The sequence below is a fragment of the Leptolyngbya sp. AN02str genome (assembly GCF_050565595.1).
Lineage (GTDB): Bacteria > Cyanobacteriota > Cyanobacteriia > Elainellales > Elainellaceae > Kaiparowitsia.
Genome location: NZ_JBNXVR010000004.1, coordinates 1 through 13,910, shown reverse-complemented (window position 1 = coordinate 13,910; position 13,910 = coordinate 1). Strand labels below are relative to the sequence as shown.

Below are 13,910 nucleotides of genomic sequence, written 5' to 3'. Positions count from 1 at the left end.
TTCTAACAGTTCACGAAATCGTGACCGACTCACGCACGACTCAAGACCAACAGCTTCCATCAGGAGGAGAATTATGCGCGTTCCCAAGACCTACGTCAGGCGCTTATTAACAGGCACAGCGGTGATGTTGCTTGTCCTCGCTGGGGCACCTGCCGCATTGACACAGTCAGAGGCGCAGCAGCCCACAGCCACGTCAGAGGCGATCGCGACTGCTGGGGTTGCTACCGCCGACACAGCGGTCACGTACGCCGAGAACGCCCGCGTCCCCCAAGGCGCGGCCTGGACGCAGCACTACTTTCCGTCCTCAGACGGCTCCGACGTTGAATTGCACGCCGACGTTCTGTTGCCGGAAGGACTGGCCGCAGGCGAGCAGGTGCCGGTGATCCTGTCGGTGGGAGCGTACTTCGGGCACTCCGGCCAACAGGCACTGGAAAACCACGCGCACACTGGCCCCTCGAACCGCTTCAACGACCTGATCGAAGGCACTGATCTATTCAACCGCGGCTACGCCCTGGTGATGGTTGACCTGCGCGGCTTCGGCGGCTCCACCGGATGTCTAGACTTCATGGGTCCCGGTGAGCAGGCCGACGTGAAGGCCGCGATCGCCTGGGCCGCGAGCCAGCCCTGGTCTACGGGTGCCGTCGGCATGTATGGCAAGTCCTACGATGCCATCACCGGTTTAGTTGGCAACAACCTCAACCAGGACGCGCTCAAAGCCGTCGTCGCCCAAGAGCCGATCTGGGATCTGCACCGCAGCGCCTGGTCGAACGGCGTCCCCCGCTCGACCATCGTGGATGTGTCGCGCACCTATAACGAGATTGCTATCTTGCCGCAGCTGCCCGACGACGACGAGCGCTACCGGAGCAATGCCGCCTACGAGCAGGTTAACCCGCTGTGCCTGCCGGTGAACTCGCTCGGCTACCAGGACGCTGACCCGGACTCGGAGTTCTGGCAGTTCCGTAACCTGGCAGCGCGCGCCCAGGGCACCGACACTCCGCTATTGTTCACGCAGGGTTTCCTTGAGTGGAAGGCTGAAGCCGAGGCGGTGGAGGAGTTCCTCACCAACCACCAGGGGCCGCAGCGCGGCTGGCTCGGCCCTTGGGAGCATTACCGGGGCAACGAGCGCACTGCCGATGGGAAACTGGAAATGGGCCGCGAGGACTGGTTCGACGAGGTAATGTCCTTCTACGATCAGCACCTCAAGGGCATCGAACCGACCGTGGACTACCCAGCCTACGTCGTGCAGGACAGTACCGGTGCCTGGCGCGCCCAGGACACCTGGCCGGTTGTGGAGTACTCCGCCACCATCGCGCTCGGCGGCGGGTCGTACCTGGACGACGGCCTGCTCACCGACCCCGCAGCCGAGGCTCCCAACCGCTTCTTCGTCTGGTCTGAGCCACTTGGGCAGTCGGTTCGGATCACTGGTACGCCGCAGGTGTCTCTGAATACCGAGGGCCACGGCAACGTCATGGTTGAGCTGTACGACGTCGCCCCAGACGGCAGTGCCGTTGCGTTCAACCGGCAGGTGGCGGTGGTGAAACCCGGCACGATCAGCTTCGACCTCAGATCAACCGACTGGACGCTGCAGGCTGGTCACGCGTTGGCCATCGAAATTGGCACCATTCAGCCCTCTCTGGCCCCCGACAACGACTGGATTGATACACCGTCGCTTGAAACAATTACCGTCAGCGACGCCCGACTCGAGCTTGCCCTGGACGACCCAGCCAACGACACCGTCATCTCTGGCGATCGCGCGCCCTGGCTGGACATCTACCGGCAGGCGTATGCGGAGCAGATGTCCCCTGGTGCCCCGAGCTTCACGCTACCGACGGAAGACCGCTGACACACATCCTCTGCTGGGGCTTGCTGTATGCACGTGGAGGCTAACGATGCAGTGGTCAGGCTATGTCTCCACTACATGCCCAACCACGCCCCCATTTGGACACAGATGGAGTCGCGGCGCCTGGACTGCCAACGATGCAGATTTCAATCTGCATGACTGCAATTGTCCCGTGAGTTTTGCCTCATCGACAGCCCTGCTCTACGCGGCGGTTCTCACTCTTAATCATCACTACATCTATCACCAAACATTGGAGCTAAAAATATGTCTCGCAAAGCGATCGCCACAAAGCGCCTTATTCACCCGAATCATGAAGCAAGACACATCCGCTTACTTCGCAAACCCTTCCAGATCATTCGCGCCAATTTTCGCGCCTACCTCATCATCAACGCCATAGTGTATGGCTTAGTCATCGCCGGGATGGTAGCAGCGATGGTCTTCCCCGACCTGGGCGCAGCTCAGGCGGCCACCCTGGAAGAGAACGGAACGGCAGATCTTGTCCGATCCCTATTCAATAACCCCTGGCTGTTTTCGACGACCATCCTGGGAGTCAACATCATGACCGGCGCACTGTGGATCGTGCTCCCTTCGCTGATCGTTCCCTTCACTGGCATCGCCCTATTTGCGTATAAAGCATTCACTTTAGGGTTAGCCATGGCCCCGTCTACCGAGATTATGGCGGTGGCACTAATCCCGCACTCGCTAACGATACTCATCGAACTCCAAGCCTACGCCCTATTGATGTTTGGCGCATACATCCTGGGTCGGTCTTGGGTTCGCCCCGCCACCATCGGTGCTCGAAACCATCGTCAGGGTTATGTTCGTGGGCTGCAACAGCTCGGTTGGCTGAGCCTGGCCACGCTCCCACTGTTCATCGTCGGCGCGATCTGGGAGGCGTTCTCGCTCCGCTACCTGGTTCCTCTGCTAACCCAATGGTTGTTGTAGCCCTAAACAAACCCAATCATGATGGTTTCTTGAATCGATTGTTAACTCTGCAATTTTAGATGGTGAATCAAATGATTAAGTACAAAGATTTTGCGCCCGGAATTACTGAACGAGGACCCTTCGGCGGACCTGCCGAGTATGAATCTTTCTCGGAGGTTGTGAGTGCTGTCAATCAGTGGATCGCAAGTACAACGATCCAGGTAATCAATGTTGAAACCGTTGTTTTACCCGATCGGATTGAAGGCACCAGTGATGATGACTACGGATTGACGACCAGTAATGCTTTCCACCCAGTAATGATCAGTCAGGGTCTTGCAATCAATTGCTTTCAATGTGTGCGGGTTTGGTACCGAGAATAAGCGTCACCGGAGAAGAAACAATGAAACGATCTACCTTGTTTACTTTCCTGTATCTTGCGCTGGGAGTTTGTTTGACGGCGATCGCGTTTGGATACCCAAACCTGCCTTCGGGTCTTCAAGCCAGCCTGTTGATCAGTGCAGGAGTGTCCTACATCGCTTGTATTTTCAATCCATTTTGGCGGGAGAAGACAATCCGCTTCTATCGCAGCCGCAGTTCATCGGTCATCCTATCCTCGTTGGTGATTGGATTCACTATTATTGGGATGATTTGGGAGGTTCTGAGTCAGAACTGGGCGATGGAAGCTTTTTTAGGAGCGTTTTCGCGGCTAATCATTGTTCTAGGGTTTGCTGAAAACATTGTGATTATCAGGCAAGTGAATTCTGAACATTAGTAGCTAAATCAAAACAACAATAGTCCGGACATTTGTCTGGGCAAGCGCTGAAACCCCTGATCTTTCGTTGACTAGACCACTGTGGAAGAGGGCTAAAACTCTCATTCTGCCGTTGGCCCCCAAAAACTGTCCGGAGTGTTGATAAATACAAGTATGAAAAAAACATTTTGGCTGTGGATAGTGGTTGGCATACTGGGTGTCCTATTGGCTCAGCCCGGCGCGATCGCCCAAACGACCCAAATTATTCTATTTGATGGGCCTGACTTTAGCGGTGAACAGCGATCGTTTTCCTCTGGGGTGCGTGACTTAAACAACCGGGGCTTTAACGATCGCGCCGAATCAATGGTTGTGGTCTCGGGCACATGGCAAGTCTGCTCTGACTTTGGCTTCCGAGGCAACTGCAAAACCTTTAGCCCCGGCAACTACTCGTCGTTAGGTTCCTTTGGGCTAACCAATGCCATTACCTCCATTCAGCCCGAAACCACCACTACGACGTCGGTCGGTGGCGGCGCTAGCCCCCGCATTACCGTCTATTCAGACCCTGGCTTTAGCGGTAGCAATGCCGTCTTTACCACTTCCATTAACAATTTCATCCCCCGCGGGCTCAACGACACCATTTCGTCGATTCAAATCGATGGTGGCAACTGGCAGCTGTGCGCCGACGTAAACTATCGGGGCAGGTGCCAAACCTTAGGCCCCGGCAGCTACAGCAACCTCAGCGCCCTGGGGCTGCAAGACACTATCAGCTCAATGCAGCTAGTCAGCAGCGATAGCTCAGGCAGTAGTGGGTCTAGCGGTAGCTTGATCACGGTGTATCTCGACATTAACTACGGTGGTAGCAGCATCACGGTCTCTGACTCGATCGACAACCTGATCCCTCGGGGGCTCAACGATCAGATCTCCTCGGTGCGTATTCAAAGCGGCACCTGGCGACTGTGTTCAGACGTCGGCTACCGAGGCAACTGCCGTACCCTAGGCCTCGGCAGCTCCAGCGACCTGAGCGGTCTAGGCTTGCAAGACAACATCAGCTCGATTCAGCGCATCCAGTGATCGCGATTGCTGGAGACCGAACAGCCGGGACGGCTATCCCACAAAAATTGTCCCAAGTATAGAACAAGGAACACCATGAATAAGCTCAAGTTTTTTGTCACCCGCGGCTATGGGGAATACATGCTGAATGAATTGCATTACTCGCAAGCGGCAAGAAACTTTCTTTAAACGCTTGTTAAGTGGTTTCCACCTTCCACCTTCGCTTGTTTTTGACGAGTCTTCGTAGCATCAATCGAATCATCACCACATAAATCATGCCTTCATGATTCTCTGGCAATCGCTCATAGTCTCGATTCAGTATTCGTGCATTCTCTAGCCAAGTCTATGTTCGCTCCACAGTCCATCTTTATGGCTCTACCTGAACCTCAGGACATTATTTGAGGGGAGCTATTTGCTGCGACGAGCCAATAATATTCTCGACTCAACTTCAAAGGAGCGAACATGGCACATCCAATCAGCAAATTTGGCTCCAGTTCGTTAATTTTTGCTCCGAGGAGAACTGCATCCATATTTAACTTCAACAGTACAAAAGAGTGAAATCAACCATGTTCGAGCGATTCTCTAAAGTTTCTATCCTGTTAGTCACAGTTACAGCATTGGTGATGTTTTTTTTACAATCTTTTGGGGCAAAGCCTGCCCTATCTGAGATACCAGATTTAGACTCCTCAAATCATCCAACGCTGATTGCAACAGCCGCTCTTCCCCCTAATCTTGTCCCGGCTGTTTTAGGCGGTAGACCTGTTTATGTACTGTATGTGACCAGAGCCGAAGATACGGTTCTCATCCGTTGTTATCCCGGTTATGAACCTACGATCACCGTTCGAGCGATGGGAAGTAATCCCAATGCCAACACTCAAAAAGAAGGTGTTATGATGTGCCGCCCTTCTGCTTAGAACTGATGCAGCAAATTTACTCTGGTATCGCTACAGGCACATGGACAGAAGCTGCTTAAGATCGCAGCCAATAGGGTGAGCACTGCTCACAAAACTTTAAAGCTTAACTACAACACACCCATCAGGAGGTTTCCAATGAACCGGAAGATTTTAGTCACTGGTGCAACTGGGAGCAACGGTACAGAGATTGTCAAGCGACTCGCAGCACAGAACGTGCCAGTCCGCGCCATGGTTCGTAACCATGATCGAGCAAAGGAAATTGCACTCCCGAATGTTGAAGTGGTGGAGGGGAACTTTGATCGCCCTGAGACCTTGTTGAAAGCGCTGATTGAAGTAGACCGCGCCTTTCTCTTAACAAACTCTACAGAACACGCAGAAGCCCAACAACTCGCGTTTGTTGATGCGGCTCGTCAGAGTGATGTCAAGCATATCGTCAAACTATCGCAATTTGCAGCCGATGCCCGTTCGCCCGTGCGCTTTTTGCGTTACCATGCCGCAGTCGAAACGGCAATTCAAGCATCAGGAATGACGTACACGTTTTTGCGCCCCAACCTCTTTATGCAGGGCTTATTAAGCTTTAAATCGACAATCACGAGCCAAAACGCCTTCTACGCAGCAATCGGTGATGCAAAAGTCAGCGTGGTAGACGTGCGCGATATTGCAGAAGTTGCAGTAGCTGCTCTAACAGAAACAGGGCATGAGGGAAAGATTTACAACCTCACCGGACCACAGGCATTGACTCATGCTGAGATGGCAAAACAACTCTCGGCTGCGCTCAATCGTCAGATTGCATTCGTCGATATTTCATCTGAAGCAATGCGCGATCAACTGCTCAACATGGGGATGCCAGCTTGGCAAGCAGACGGGCTGATTGAGGATTACGCGCATTACCGACGCAATGAGGCAGCAGTGGTTTCGTCTGGTATCCAGGACGCAATTGGTAAAGAGCCGCGCAGTTTTAAGACATTCGCCTGCGACTACGCAACAATGTTTGGCTAGACGCAGCCAATCAGCCTGCTGCACCGAAACAAACCTGATATTGAAAAATAGTGACTTGCATTACTCGCAAGCGGTAAAAATTGGCGATCGCGTGAAGATGGTTAATAAAAACCGTTCTCACACGGGCTAGGCCAAATAGTACAGATATCGAGTTGAAGTGCAACTCTGGGATGAGCAGTATGGTGCAGCATGAATGGCAAGATGAAACACGACAGTTAGCGATTGCGCCTCGCCTGTGGCTCTGGTGGACATTGGCTACTACAATCGCGGGGGCGATCGTCGGAGCACTGGAAGCATCAGGCTTTGAGCTTGTAGCAACCATATTTTTTACAGGTTTGTTGATTGGCGCAGCCCAATGGCTCGTTTTGCGCCAGTACATTCCTAAAGCCTTTTGGTGGATAGTGGTTAGCGCACTGGGATGGACTTTTGGGCTAGTGCTGCTGAGTTATTACGGAAGCCTTTTTGACCCGCTTATTCCATTCCTAATTACGCTGGGCATATGGCGTATTTTTGGGATGAATTTGGTCATACAGCCGATTGTACTGGCTGTTCTTGGCGCGGCTCAATTTCCGATTTTGAGGCGATTTGTCCGTAAAGCGCATGGGTGGATTCTGGTCAGCGCTTTAGGAGGTGCGCTAGAAGGAGCAAGTGGCTCAACTGTCGCGTACATTTTGCAGCCAGGGCTATTGCCAGATCCATTCCCAACAGCATTGATCTATGGATCGGGCTGGCTAAGCTACGGTATCGTTACCGGAATTTTCCTGCAATGGCTGTTGCGTTATCAAGCGCGGTAGGGCCAAGTATTTCATCGGGTATGCATAGGAGAGATTCAGGTGTCAGAGAACAAGAAAGCTATCCCCGGGTAAGCGCAAGAAAATTATATCTAAGGTGTGCATTAGCTTTCGGGCGATGCGGACGTGGCTAGAAGCCTCATTTACAAGTACAAGCTAATAAAATTGATAGCATAGAGGTAATAGACGGAAACATTCTTGCTGAATGATCGACTCCTGACTGAGTTGAAACAGTCTGCCTAAGGAGAGATAGGGCCTAACATTTTTGTTGCTATCTTTACTTCCTGACTGGCAAACGCTTTTTTGTGCCATAGTTGATTTAGAAAATTTCAATTTTTGTAACTGCGAGAAATCGGTGAGAGCAAGTTCTATGGCCAACAACCAACTCAACTCGCTCGATCTCAGCCGCCAGTGGAATAAAACGCTGATGCTCTCCAGTCGCCAAATGAACTGGAATGGCATTTTGGTGGAGCAGTGTCAAAGCCCTGCTTCAGCATTTGAAATGGAACTTCCTGCTTTATCCGATTACTGGCTCTACTTTCACACGGGAGAACCTGCCCCTTTAGTTCAAAAACGCGACGATCGCCTGCATGAATCCATTCTGTACAAAGGGGACAGCCTCTTCGTTCCAGCTGGACAATCAAGCTATTGGTGTCAATCTCCAGACATGAGTGATGTCATTTGTGCTCCGCTGCACATTTGCTTAAAGCCGGAATTGATTCAACACGTTGCTGAAGCCTCTGAAGTTGATTCAAAACGGTTTGAACTCGTGCATTGTTTTGGTCAGCAAGATTTGCAACTTCATCAGATTGGCATGCTAATGTTCGCTGAATTGAAATCAGGCGGGATGATGGGGCAGTTATATATCGAATCACTCACTCAGGCTTTAGTGATTCATTTACTACGACGCTATTCGACCCTAGCGAAACCGATTGCATTACCAAACAACCGCTTAACTCATACCCAGTTGCAGCAGGCGATCGATTACATCCACGCTCATTTAAATCGAGATTTATCCTTGGCTGAACTGGCAAGCGTTGTTAACATCAGCCCGACTTACTTTGCAAGCCTGTTTAAGAAAGTAATGGGGATTTCGCCGCATCAGTATGTGATTAAACAGCGAGTGGAACGGGCAGAAGTAATGTTGAAGGGAACAGATTTGGCGATCGCCGACATCGCTCTACAAGTCGGCTTCTCCAGTCAAAGCCATCTGACGCAACAGTTTAAGCGACTCACCGGAGTAACACCGAAACAGGTTCGCTAATACCTTAAGAATCTGACAATTTACCCTAAGAATCTGAAAGAAGCTGAGCATTAGAACTCACTACACTTCGGTTAAATCAGATAAGAACATTTTGCGATGTTCCTTAGGAGGTCAATATGCCTTACGTGACTGTTGGTCAAGAAAATTCTGCAACCATTGATATCTATTATGAAGATCTTGGGGCCGGTCAACCCATTGTTCTCATTCATGGATTTCCCCTCAACGGCCATTCCTGGGAAAAGCAGGTTTTGGTGCTGCTAAATGCGGGGTATCGAGTAATTACCTACGATCGCCGAGGATTTGGTGCTTCCAGCCAGCCCTCGCTGGGCTATGACTACGATACCTTTGCAGCCGATTTGAACACGCTGATGACCAAGCTTGACTTGCATGATGCGGTGCTGGTCGGCTTCTCTATGGGAACCGGCGAAGTCACGCGCTATCTTGGCAACTATGGCTCAAAGCGGGTGCAAAAAGCCGTGCTGATGGCTCCAGTGCCGCCCTTCCTGCTGAAGACCGCTGATAATCCTGAAGGCGTTGACCAGAGCGTTTTCGATGGCATTATGAAAGCGATCGTTAAAGACCGCCCCGCTTACTTTTCTGAATTTTTCAGAGAATTTTTTAATGTGGATGTGCTGCTGGGCGAACGCATCAGCAACTATGCCATTCAAGCCTGCTGGAATGTAGCAGCCGGGGCCTCTGCTAAAGGAACCTTGGATTGTGTCCCATCCTGGCTCACCGATTTCCGCGATGATCTGCCGCGCATCGATATACCCACCCTGATCATTCATGGCGATGCCGATCGCATTTTGCCACTTGAATCCACCGCCGCAAGACTCCCGGCACTGATTAAAAACAGTCAGCTTAAGATTATCCCTGGCGGGCCGCACGCCATCAACTGGACTCACGCTGATCAGGTCAATCCCATGTTGCTGGACTTTCTTCAGCAAAAATAGTCAGTAATCTGCTGCATTTCTGACTGGTGAAAAAATTGTGAATTCAATCTGTTCAAGGTTCCGATCCTGGTGGCTAGCTGGCATTGGCTGAATGTTCAGCATCTAGATCAAAAGAATTAATGACCAAAAAAAGGAACACTATGAATAAGCCCGAGTTTTTTGTCACTCCCGGTTATGGGGAATACATGCTGAATAACTTGCATTACTCGCAAGCGCTAAAAATTGGCGATCGCGTTGAGATATCAGGTCAAGGTGGTTGGGATGATAACCTGCAAATTCCCGAATCACTTGCGGACGAAATTGCTCAAGCGTTTCGCAACGTAGAGCGAACCTTAGCCACTGCCGGTGCAAGTTGGGAGCATGTTGTCCATATCAATTCCTACCATGCTGGCGGGTTGCCTCCGGAGGTTAACGAGGTGATGGTTAAGCTATATCGTCATTACATGCCCAACCATGCCCCAATTTGGACACAGGTAGGAGTCGCAGCGCTTGGGCTGCCAACGATGCGGATTGAAATCCGCGTTACTGCAATTGTTCTATGAGTTTTGGAATGGACTTGCGTAAGTCCTGTTGGATAAGCGGCATCGCCAGCAGTGCCGCCTATGTGTAGAATGAAGACTTTTATCCTAGCAAGATAGCACCATGAAGCATCGTTTTCTTTTACTTGTCTCTTTGGCCATAGGTAATGCGGGGATACTGCTTACTTCGCCTATCTCAGCAAAGCTTGGTAATAGACTATCTACTCCGCAGATTGCACAGCAGCCAAAGATAAGTCATTCGACTGCCATAGATGACAAATCCTTAGACGATGTAGACAGGCAAGAACGCTCGGATTGGGCTGGGTTCTTTGACAGCGCTGAGGCTCAAGGAACTATCGTGGTATTGGATCAGCGTGGAGATATTCAGCGGCTATGGGTCTACGACCAGGAACGTGCTGACAGAGCTTATTCACCAGCATCAACGTTTAAGATTCCGCATTCTCTCTTTGCGCTTGATGCTGGTGTTGTTCGGGATGAATTTCAAGTTTTTGAGTGGGATGGAGTGGAGAGGGATTTCGCCCCACACAATCAGGATCAAACTTTGCGCTCAGCCATGCGAAACTCAGCCGTTTGGGTTTACGAAATTTTTGCTAGCGAAATTGGAGAAGCGAAAGCAAGAGAGTATCTAACGCAAATTGACTACGGAAACGCAGACCCAAGCACTAGCGGAGGGCCGTATTGGATTGATGGAGCGTTAGCAATCTCTGCACAAGAGCAAATTTATTTTCTACAAAAGTTGTATCGGAACGAATTGCCGTTCAGTGTTGCACACCAACGATTAGTCAAGGACATTATGATTGTTGAAGCAGAGCGGAATTGGATTCTACGTGCTAAAACTGGCTGGGATGGGCGCTTGGGCTGGTGGGTAGGGTGGGTCGAGTGGCCAACAGGCCCCGTGTTCTTCGCTCTTAATATAGATACGCCAAACCGACTAGACGACCTCTATAAAAGAGAGGAAATTACACGCGCTATCCTGCAGTCTATTGACGCATTACCGAATGTCGAGCGTCACGCAGAGTAGCAAGGATGAAAATTTTTTGTTGTCCGGCACCGACGACATGCAATGGACATTTGTAGACGACAGAACCTTAGTTCAACCGCTTGGCTGACAGCGAAGGCTTCATCGTCATCTACCCAACGCATTGGAAAAAGTACCGTTGTAGAACTAATCTCCCATAAACCACTGCGTACCCTGAATTAGGTAGTAGCAGCCTGTGATCATCAGCGCCACACTGCCGAAACGAATAATGCCCTCGGAATGTTTCAACAATTGCTTACTTTGTTTTGCTAAGGCGGTAAACAAACTTGCTAGAAAAATCAAGATAGTGTAACCGAGGGCATAGCTAACCATGGTTAAGGTGCCGAGAACTTGAGAGCCTGTCGCAGCGGCCGCCGCCAGCACTGCAAACAGAACCGGGCTAGCGCAGGGAGAACTCACAAGGGCAAAGGTTAATCCCACACCATAGGGGCCAGCTTGGGGGAGATTTACGTTGATCTGAGGCAGGGGGAGTTTGACGATTCCCATCAACCACAGCCCCATGACTCCCATAATCAAACCCACGACGATATTGATGTAGCCCCGATACTCGACCATGACAGCTCCGGCAAAGGAGGAAGCTAAGCCAAACAGGCTCAAAATTGTGATGGCTCCCAACACAAACAAGCCCGCTTTGGTGAATGCATCCCACCGAGATTTGATATTTAAGGTGCCAATGTAGCTGAGGTTGACGGGCAACAGTGCCAAAATGCAGGGCGATACACTGGCAAGTACCCCGCCGATAAATGCCAGGGGCAATAGCACTACGGGATTTGTCGCGTCCTGCTGATCAAACCATTGTTGATAACGGTTTTCGACAATCGAAATTCCTCGCTCGATTGGATAGCTCAGCATAGGTCCCAGGGTGAGCACCAGCACCAGCGCTAGAACGCCTAAGCCCAAGTAAATCAGCCATTTTTTAGAGTTTTTGAACCGAACTAGCGGGCGAACAGGCATGTCCTCATTTGAAGATTGAGGTGGGTGAGTCATATCGTTTCTGAGCTTCACGAAATGGTTGTTTCCTAGTCAAGGGGATGGGCGATCGCATCCCCCTGTTTGTGCATAACGATCTCACCAGCCTATTGAGTCAAGGCATTGTCCAGAACTGTTTGGTAATCAGCAAGATTCGTATTATTGCGATACTGTGCCAAAATTGTGCCCGTGGCTGGGTCGATAATGGTTAACGACCCGGTTTGAGCTTTATTGGCTTCTAGAAATTGGCTGAGTCCGAGTTGTGCTGCTGTTGCTTCAGATTGACTGACAGTTGATTGATCAGTGACATCCAACACCACAAAATGCACTTTGCCCTCATAGTCTTTTTTCAGTTGTGCCACAGTGGGAGCAATGTTTTTGCAAGCGGGACACCAGGTTGCGTATACATCAACAACAACGGGTTTGCCCTGAAGTTCTTGCGCGAGAGGTGCACCCACAGATTTTGCTTTGGCAGCACAGGGATTTGCTTTGGCAGCACAGGGATTTGCTTTTGACGCACAGGGATTCGTTTTTGCTGCACAAGGATTCGCCTTAGCAGCGCAAGGATTCGCTTTTGATGCACAGGGGTTGGTTTCCACTTCAGCGGTTGGGCTGGCGGGGGCTTGAGAGGTGTTGGAGCCAGAACACCCTGCGATCGCGCCAAAACTCAAGATTGAAATGACGGCAAGCGTCGCAAAATAACGAATCTGCATGTTGATTTTCCTTTGAATAACTTAAAGTCTGCCCACGATCCTTAACGCTCAAGCTGCGGATGGACTTACGCAAGTCCACTAAATCTGGTGTATTTATGTTGTGGGTGCCACCCACAACATAAATGCGTAAGTCCTGTGCGGTAGGGATTCCACTCACTCGACGGGTCAACACTGACAGTAAATCCCGGCAAAATGAGTGGCAGATGAAAATTAGATGGATATGAAATAAAACCTGAGAATTGGTTGAGTTGGAGAAGGCAGCACGGCGTGACTCGAATCAAGATTGCATTTTCAGCAAAAATTCATCTAACCATCAGCAAACAATCACCTAAATCCTGGAGCTTATGTATTAGGAGGAAAGCCGATGACAGAACAAGACTGGTTTGTGACCAATGAGGGGCAATGTGAAGCGTGGGAATTCATCAGCCCACCTGAGATGTTGAACCAACCTTACCGACTCTATCGATTCTTGACCGATTTGGAAGACATTCTCACCACGGTTGCCGACGATCGATTGCGGCTTCAGTCCATTTGTCCACTGGTTCGCAAACTGTTGACCAGTTCTTCCTGGTTGCAGATCGTGCCCCTCCATCCTGATCCGGCAACGGGATGGGAAGTATCCATGCTGTATGATGAACCGTTTTTCCCACTCACGGTGCAATTGGTAGCCTGGGCACCGGGTGTTCGATCGCCGATTCATAACCATGCCAGTTGGGGGGTGGTTGCCCTCCTCAGTGGACAGGAGAACAATACGTTCTGGCAGCGTTCCCCAACGCCAGAATTTCCGGATCGAATTGAGCAAGTGGGCGATCGCCTCCTATCTCCTGGCGACATTCTCTGCCTGATGCCCAATGCAATTCATCAGGTAGAAGCCCTTGGGGAGCAACCGACCATTAGCTTTAATGTGTATGGTGAAACAGACTATGATCAACGGTTTGAATTTGATCTCAAGCACAATACCGCCCATGTTTTTTAACGTCAGTTTCGGTTAAGGGCTTTTCTGAAGTTTGCGCGCCGCGCAAACTTCAGAAAAGCCCATTTTTGCGTGCGCAACGCGCACGCAAAAATGGGCACTTCAGCTTATCCAAAACTCAGGTTTTTTTAGATATTTTTGTTGAAGGCGGTTTCTGATGCGCCATTTACCCCACATGATTACTCGCCGAT

14 protein-coding genes and 1 pseudogene are annotated in these 13,910 nt (G+C 50.7%); 13 read left to right on the top strand and 2 right to left on the bottom strand.

Annotated features, from left to right (window positions below; all coding sequences use genetic code 11):
• Nucleotides 1-73 precede the first annotated feature (73 nt).
• The 12 genes and pseudogenes from ACQ4M4_RS04265 to blaOXA all read left to right on the top strand — a co-directional run.
• On the top strand, nt 74-1,843 hold the full coding sequence (locus tag ACQ4M4_RS04265; RefSeq protein ID WP_430683226.1) for a CocE/NonD family hydrolase: 1,770 nt from the start codon (nt 74-76) through the stop codon (nt 1,841-1,843).
• A 261-nt stretch (nt 1,844-2,104) separates the two neighbouring features.
• The gene (locus ACQ4M4_RS04260) at nt 2,105-2,785 is read left to right on the top strand and encodes a stage II sporulation protein M (protein WP_430683225.1); all 681 of its coding nucleotides are present in this window, start codon (nt 2,105-2,107) and stop codon (nt 2,783-2,785) included.
• A 71-nt stretch (nt 2,786-2,856) separates the two neighbouring features.
• Nucleotides 2,857-3,144, top strand: coding sequence for a hypothetical protein (locus ACQ4M4_RS04255; RefSeq protein WP_430683224.1), 288 nt, complete (start codon nt 2,857-2,859; stop codon nt 3,142-3,144).
• A gap of 20 nt (nt 3,145-3,164) precedes the next feature.
• Complete coding sequence (locus ACQ4M4_RS04250) at nt 3,165-3,536, top strand: hypothetical protein (protein WP_430683223.1); 372 nt, start codon at nt 3,165-3,167, stop codon at nt 3,534-3,536.
• A gap of 153 nt (nt 3,537-3,689) precedes the next feature.
• Nucleotides 3,690-4,586 (top strand): beta/gamma crystallin-related protein, encoded by an 897-nt coding sequence (locus ACQ4M4_RS04245; RefSeq protein ID WP_430683222.1) that lies wholly within the window; start codon nt 3,690-3,692, stop codon nt 4,584-4,586.
• Nucleotides 4,587-5,131: 545 nt separating this feature from the next.
• Nucleotides 5,132-5,479 carry a hypothetical protein gene (locus tag ACQ4M4_RS04240; protein ID WP_430683221.1) on the top strand — a complete coding sequence of 116 codons (348 nt, stop codon included), beginning with the start codon at nt 5,132-5,134 and terminating at the stop codon, nt 5,477-5,479.
• Nucleotides 5,480-5,614: 135 nt separating this feature from the next.
• Entirely contained in the window at nt 5,615-6,478 is an 864-nt protein-coding gene (locus ACQ4M4_RS04235) for an SDR family oxidoreductase (RefSeq protein WP_430683220.1), read from the top strand.
• Nucleotides 6,479-6,657: 179 nt separating this feature from the next.
• Nucleotides 6,658-7,272: a hypothetical protein gene (locus ACQ4M4_RS04230; RefSeq protein ID WP_430683219.1), complete on the top strand. Its 615-nt coding sequence runs from the start codon at nt 6,658-6,660 to the stop codon at nt 7,270-7,272.
• A gap of 367 nt (nt 7,273-7,639) precedes the next feature.
• On the top strand, nt 7,640-8,533 hold the full coding sequence (locus ACQ4M4_RS04225; RefSeq protein WP_430683218.1) for an AraC family transcriptional regulator: 894 nt from the start codon (nt 7,640-7,642) through the stop codon (nt 8,531-8,533).
• Between the two features lie 116 nt (nt 8,534-8,649).
• Nucleotides 8,650-9,486: an alpha/beta fold hydrolase gene (locus tag ACQ4M4_RS04220; protein ID WP_430683217.1), complete on the top strand. Its 837-nt coding sequence runs from the start codon at nt 8,650-8,652 to the stop codon at nt 9,484-9,486.
• Between the two features lie 140 nt (nt 9,487-9,626).
• Nucleotides 9,627-10,028 (top strand): RidA family protein, encoded by a 402-nt coding sequence (locus ACQ4M4_RS04215; RefSeq protein ID WP_430683216.1) that lies wholly within the window; start codon nt 9,627-9,629, stop codon nt 10,026-10,028.
• 280 nt (nt 10,029-10,308) lie between these two features.
• Nucleotides 10,309-11,046, top strand: a pseudogene (gene blaOXA / locus ACQ4M4_RS04210) (class D beta-lactamase); the annotation flags it as partial.
• A gap of 144 nt (nt 11,047-11,190) precedes the next feature.
• On the opposite strand, the gene ACQ4M4_RS04205 reads toward blaOXA, so the two are convergent.
• Both ACQ4M4_RS04205 and ACQ4M4_RS04200 read right to left on the bottom strand, forming a co-directional pair.
• Nucleotides 11,191-12,051, bottom strand: a complete 861-nt coding sequence (locus ACQ4M4_RS04205; protein ID WP_430683215.1) for a cytochrome c biogenesis CcdA family protein — start codon at nt 12,049-12,051, stop codon at nt 11,191-11,193.
• 89 nt (nt 12,052-12,140) lie between these two features.
• A complete protein-coding gene (locus tag ACQ4M4_RS04200; RefSeq protein ID WP_430683214.1) occupies nt 12,141-12,746 on the bottom strand; it encodes a TlpA family protein disulfide reductase in 606 nt (201 codons plus the stop codon).
• Nucleotides 12,747-13,110: 364 nt separating this feature from the next.
• On the opposite strand from ACQ4M4_RS04200, the gene ACQ4M4_RS04195 reads away from it, so the two are divergent.
• A complete protein-coding gene (locus ACQ4M4_RS04195) occupies nt 13,111-13,722 on the top strand; it encodes a cupin (RefSeq protein ID WP_430683213.1) in 612 nt (203 codons plus the stop codon).
• Nucleotides 13,723-13,910: the final 188 nt, after the last annotated feature.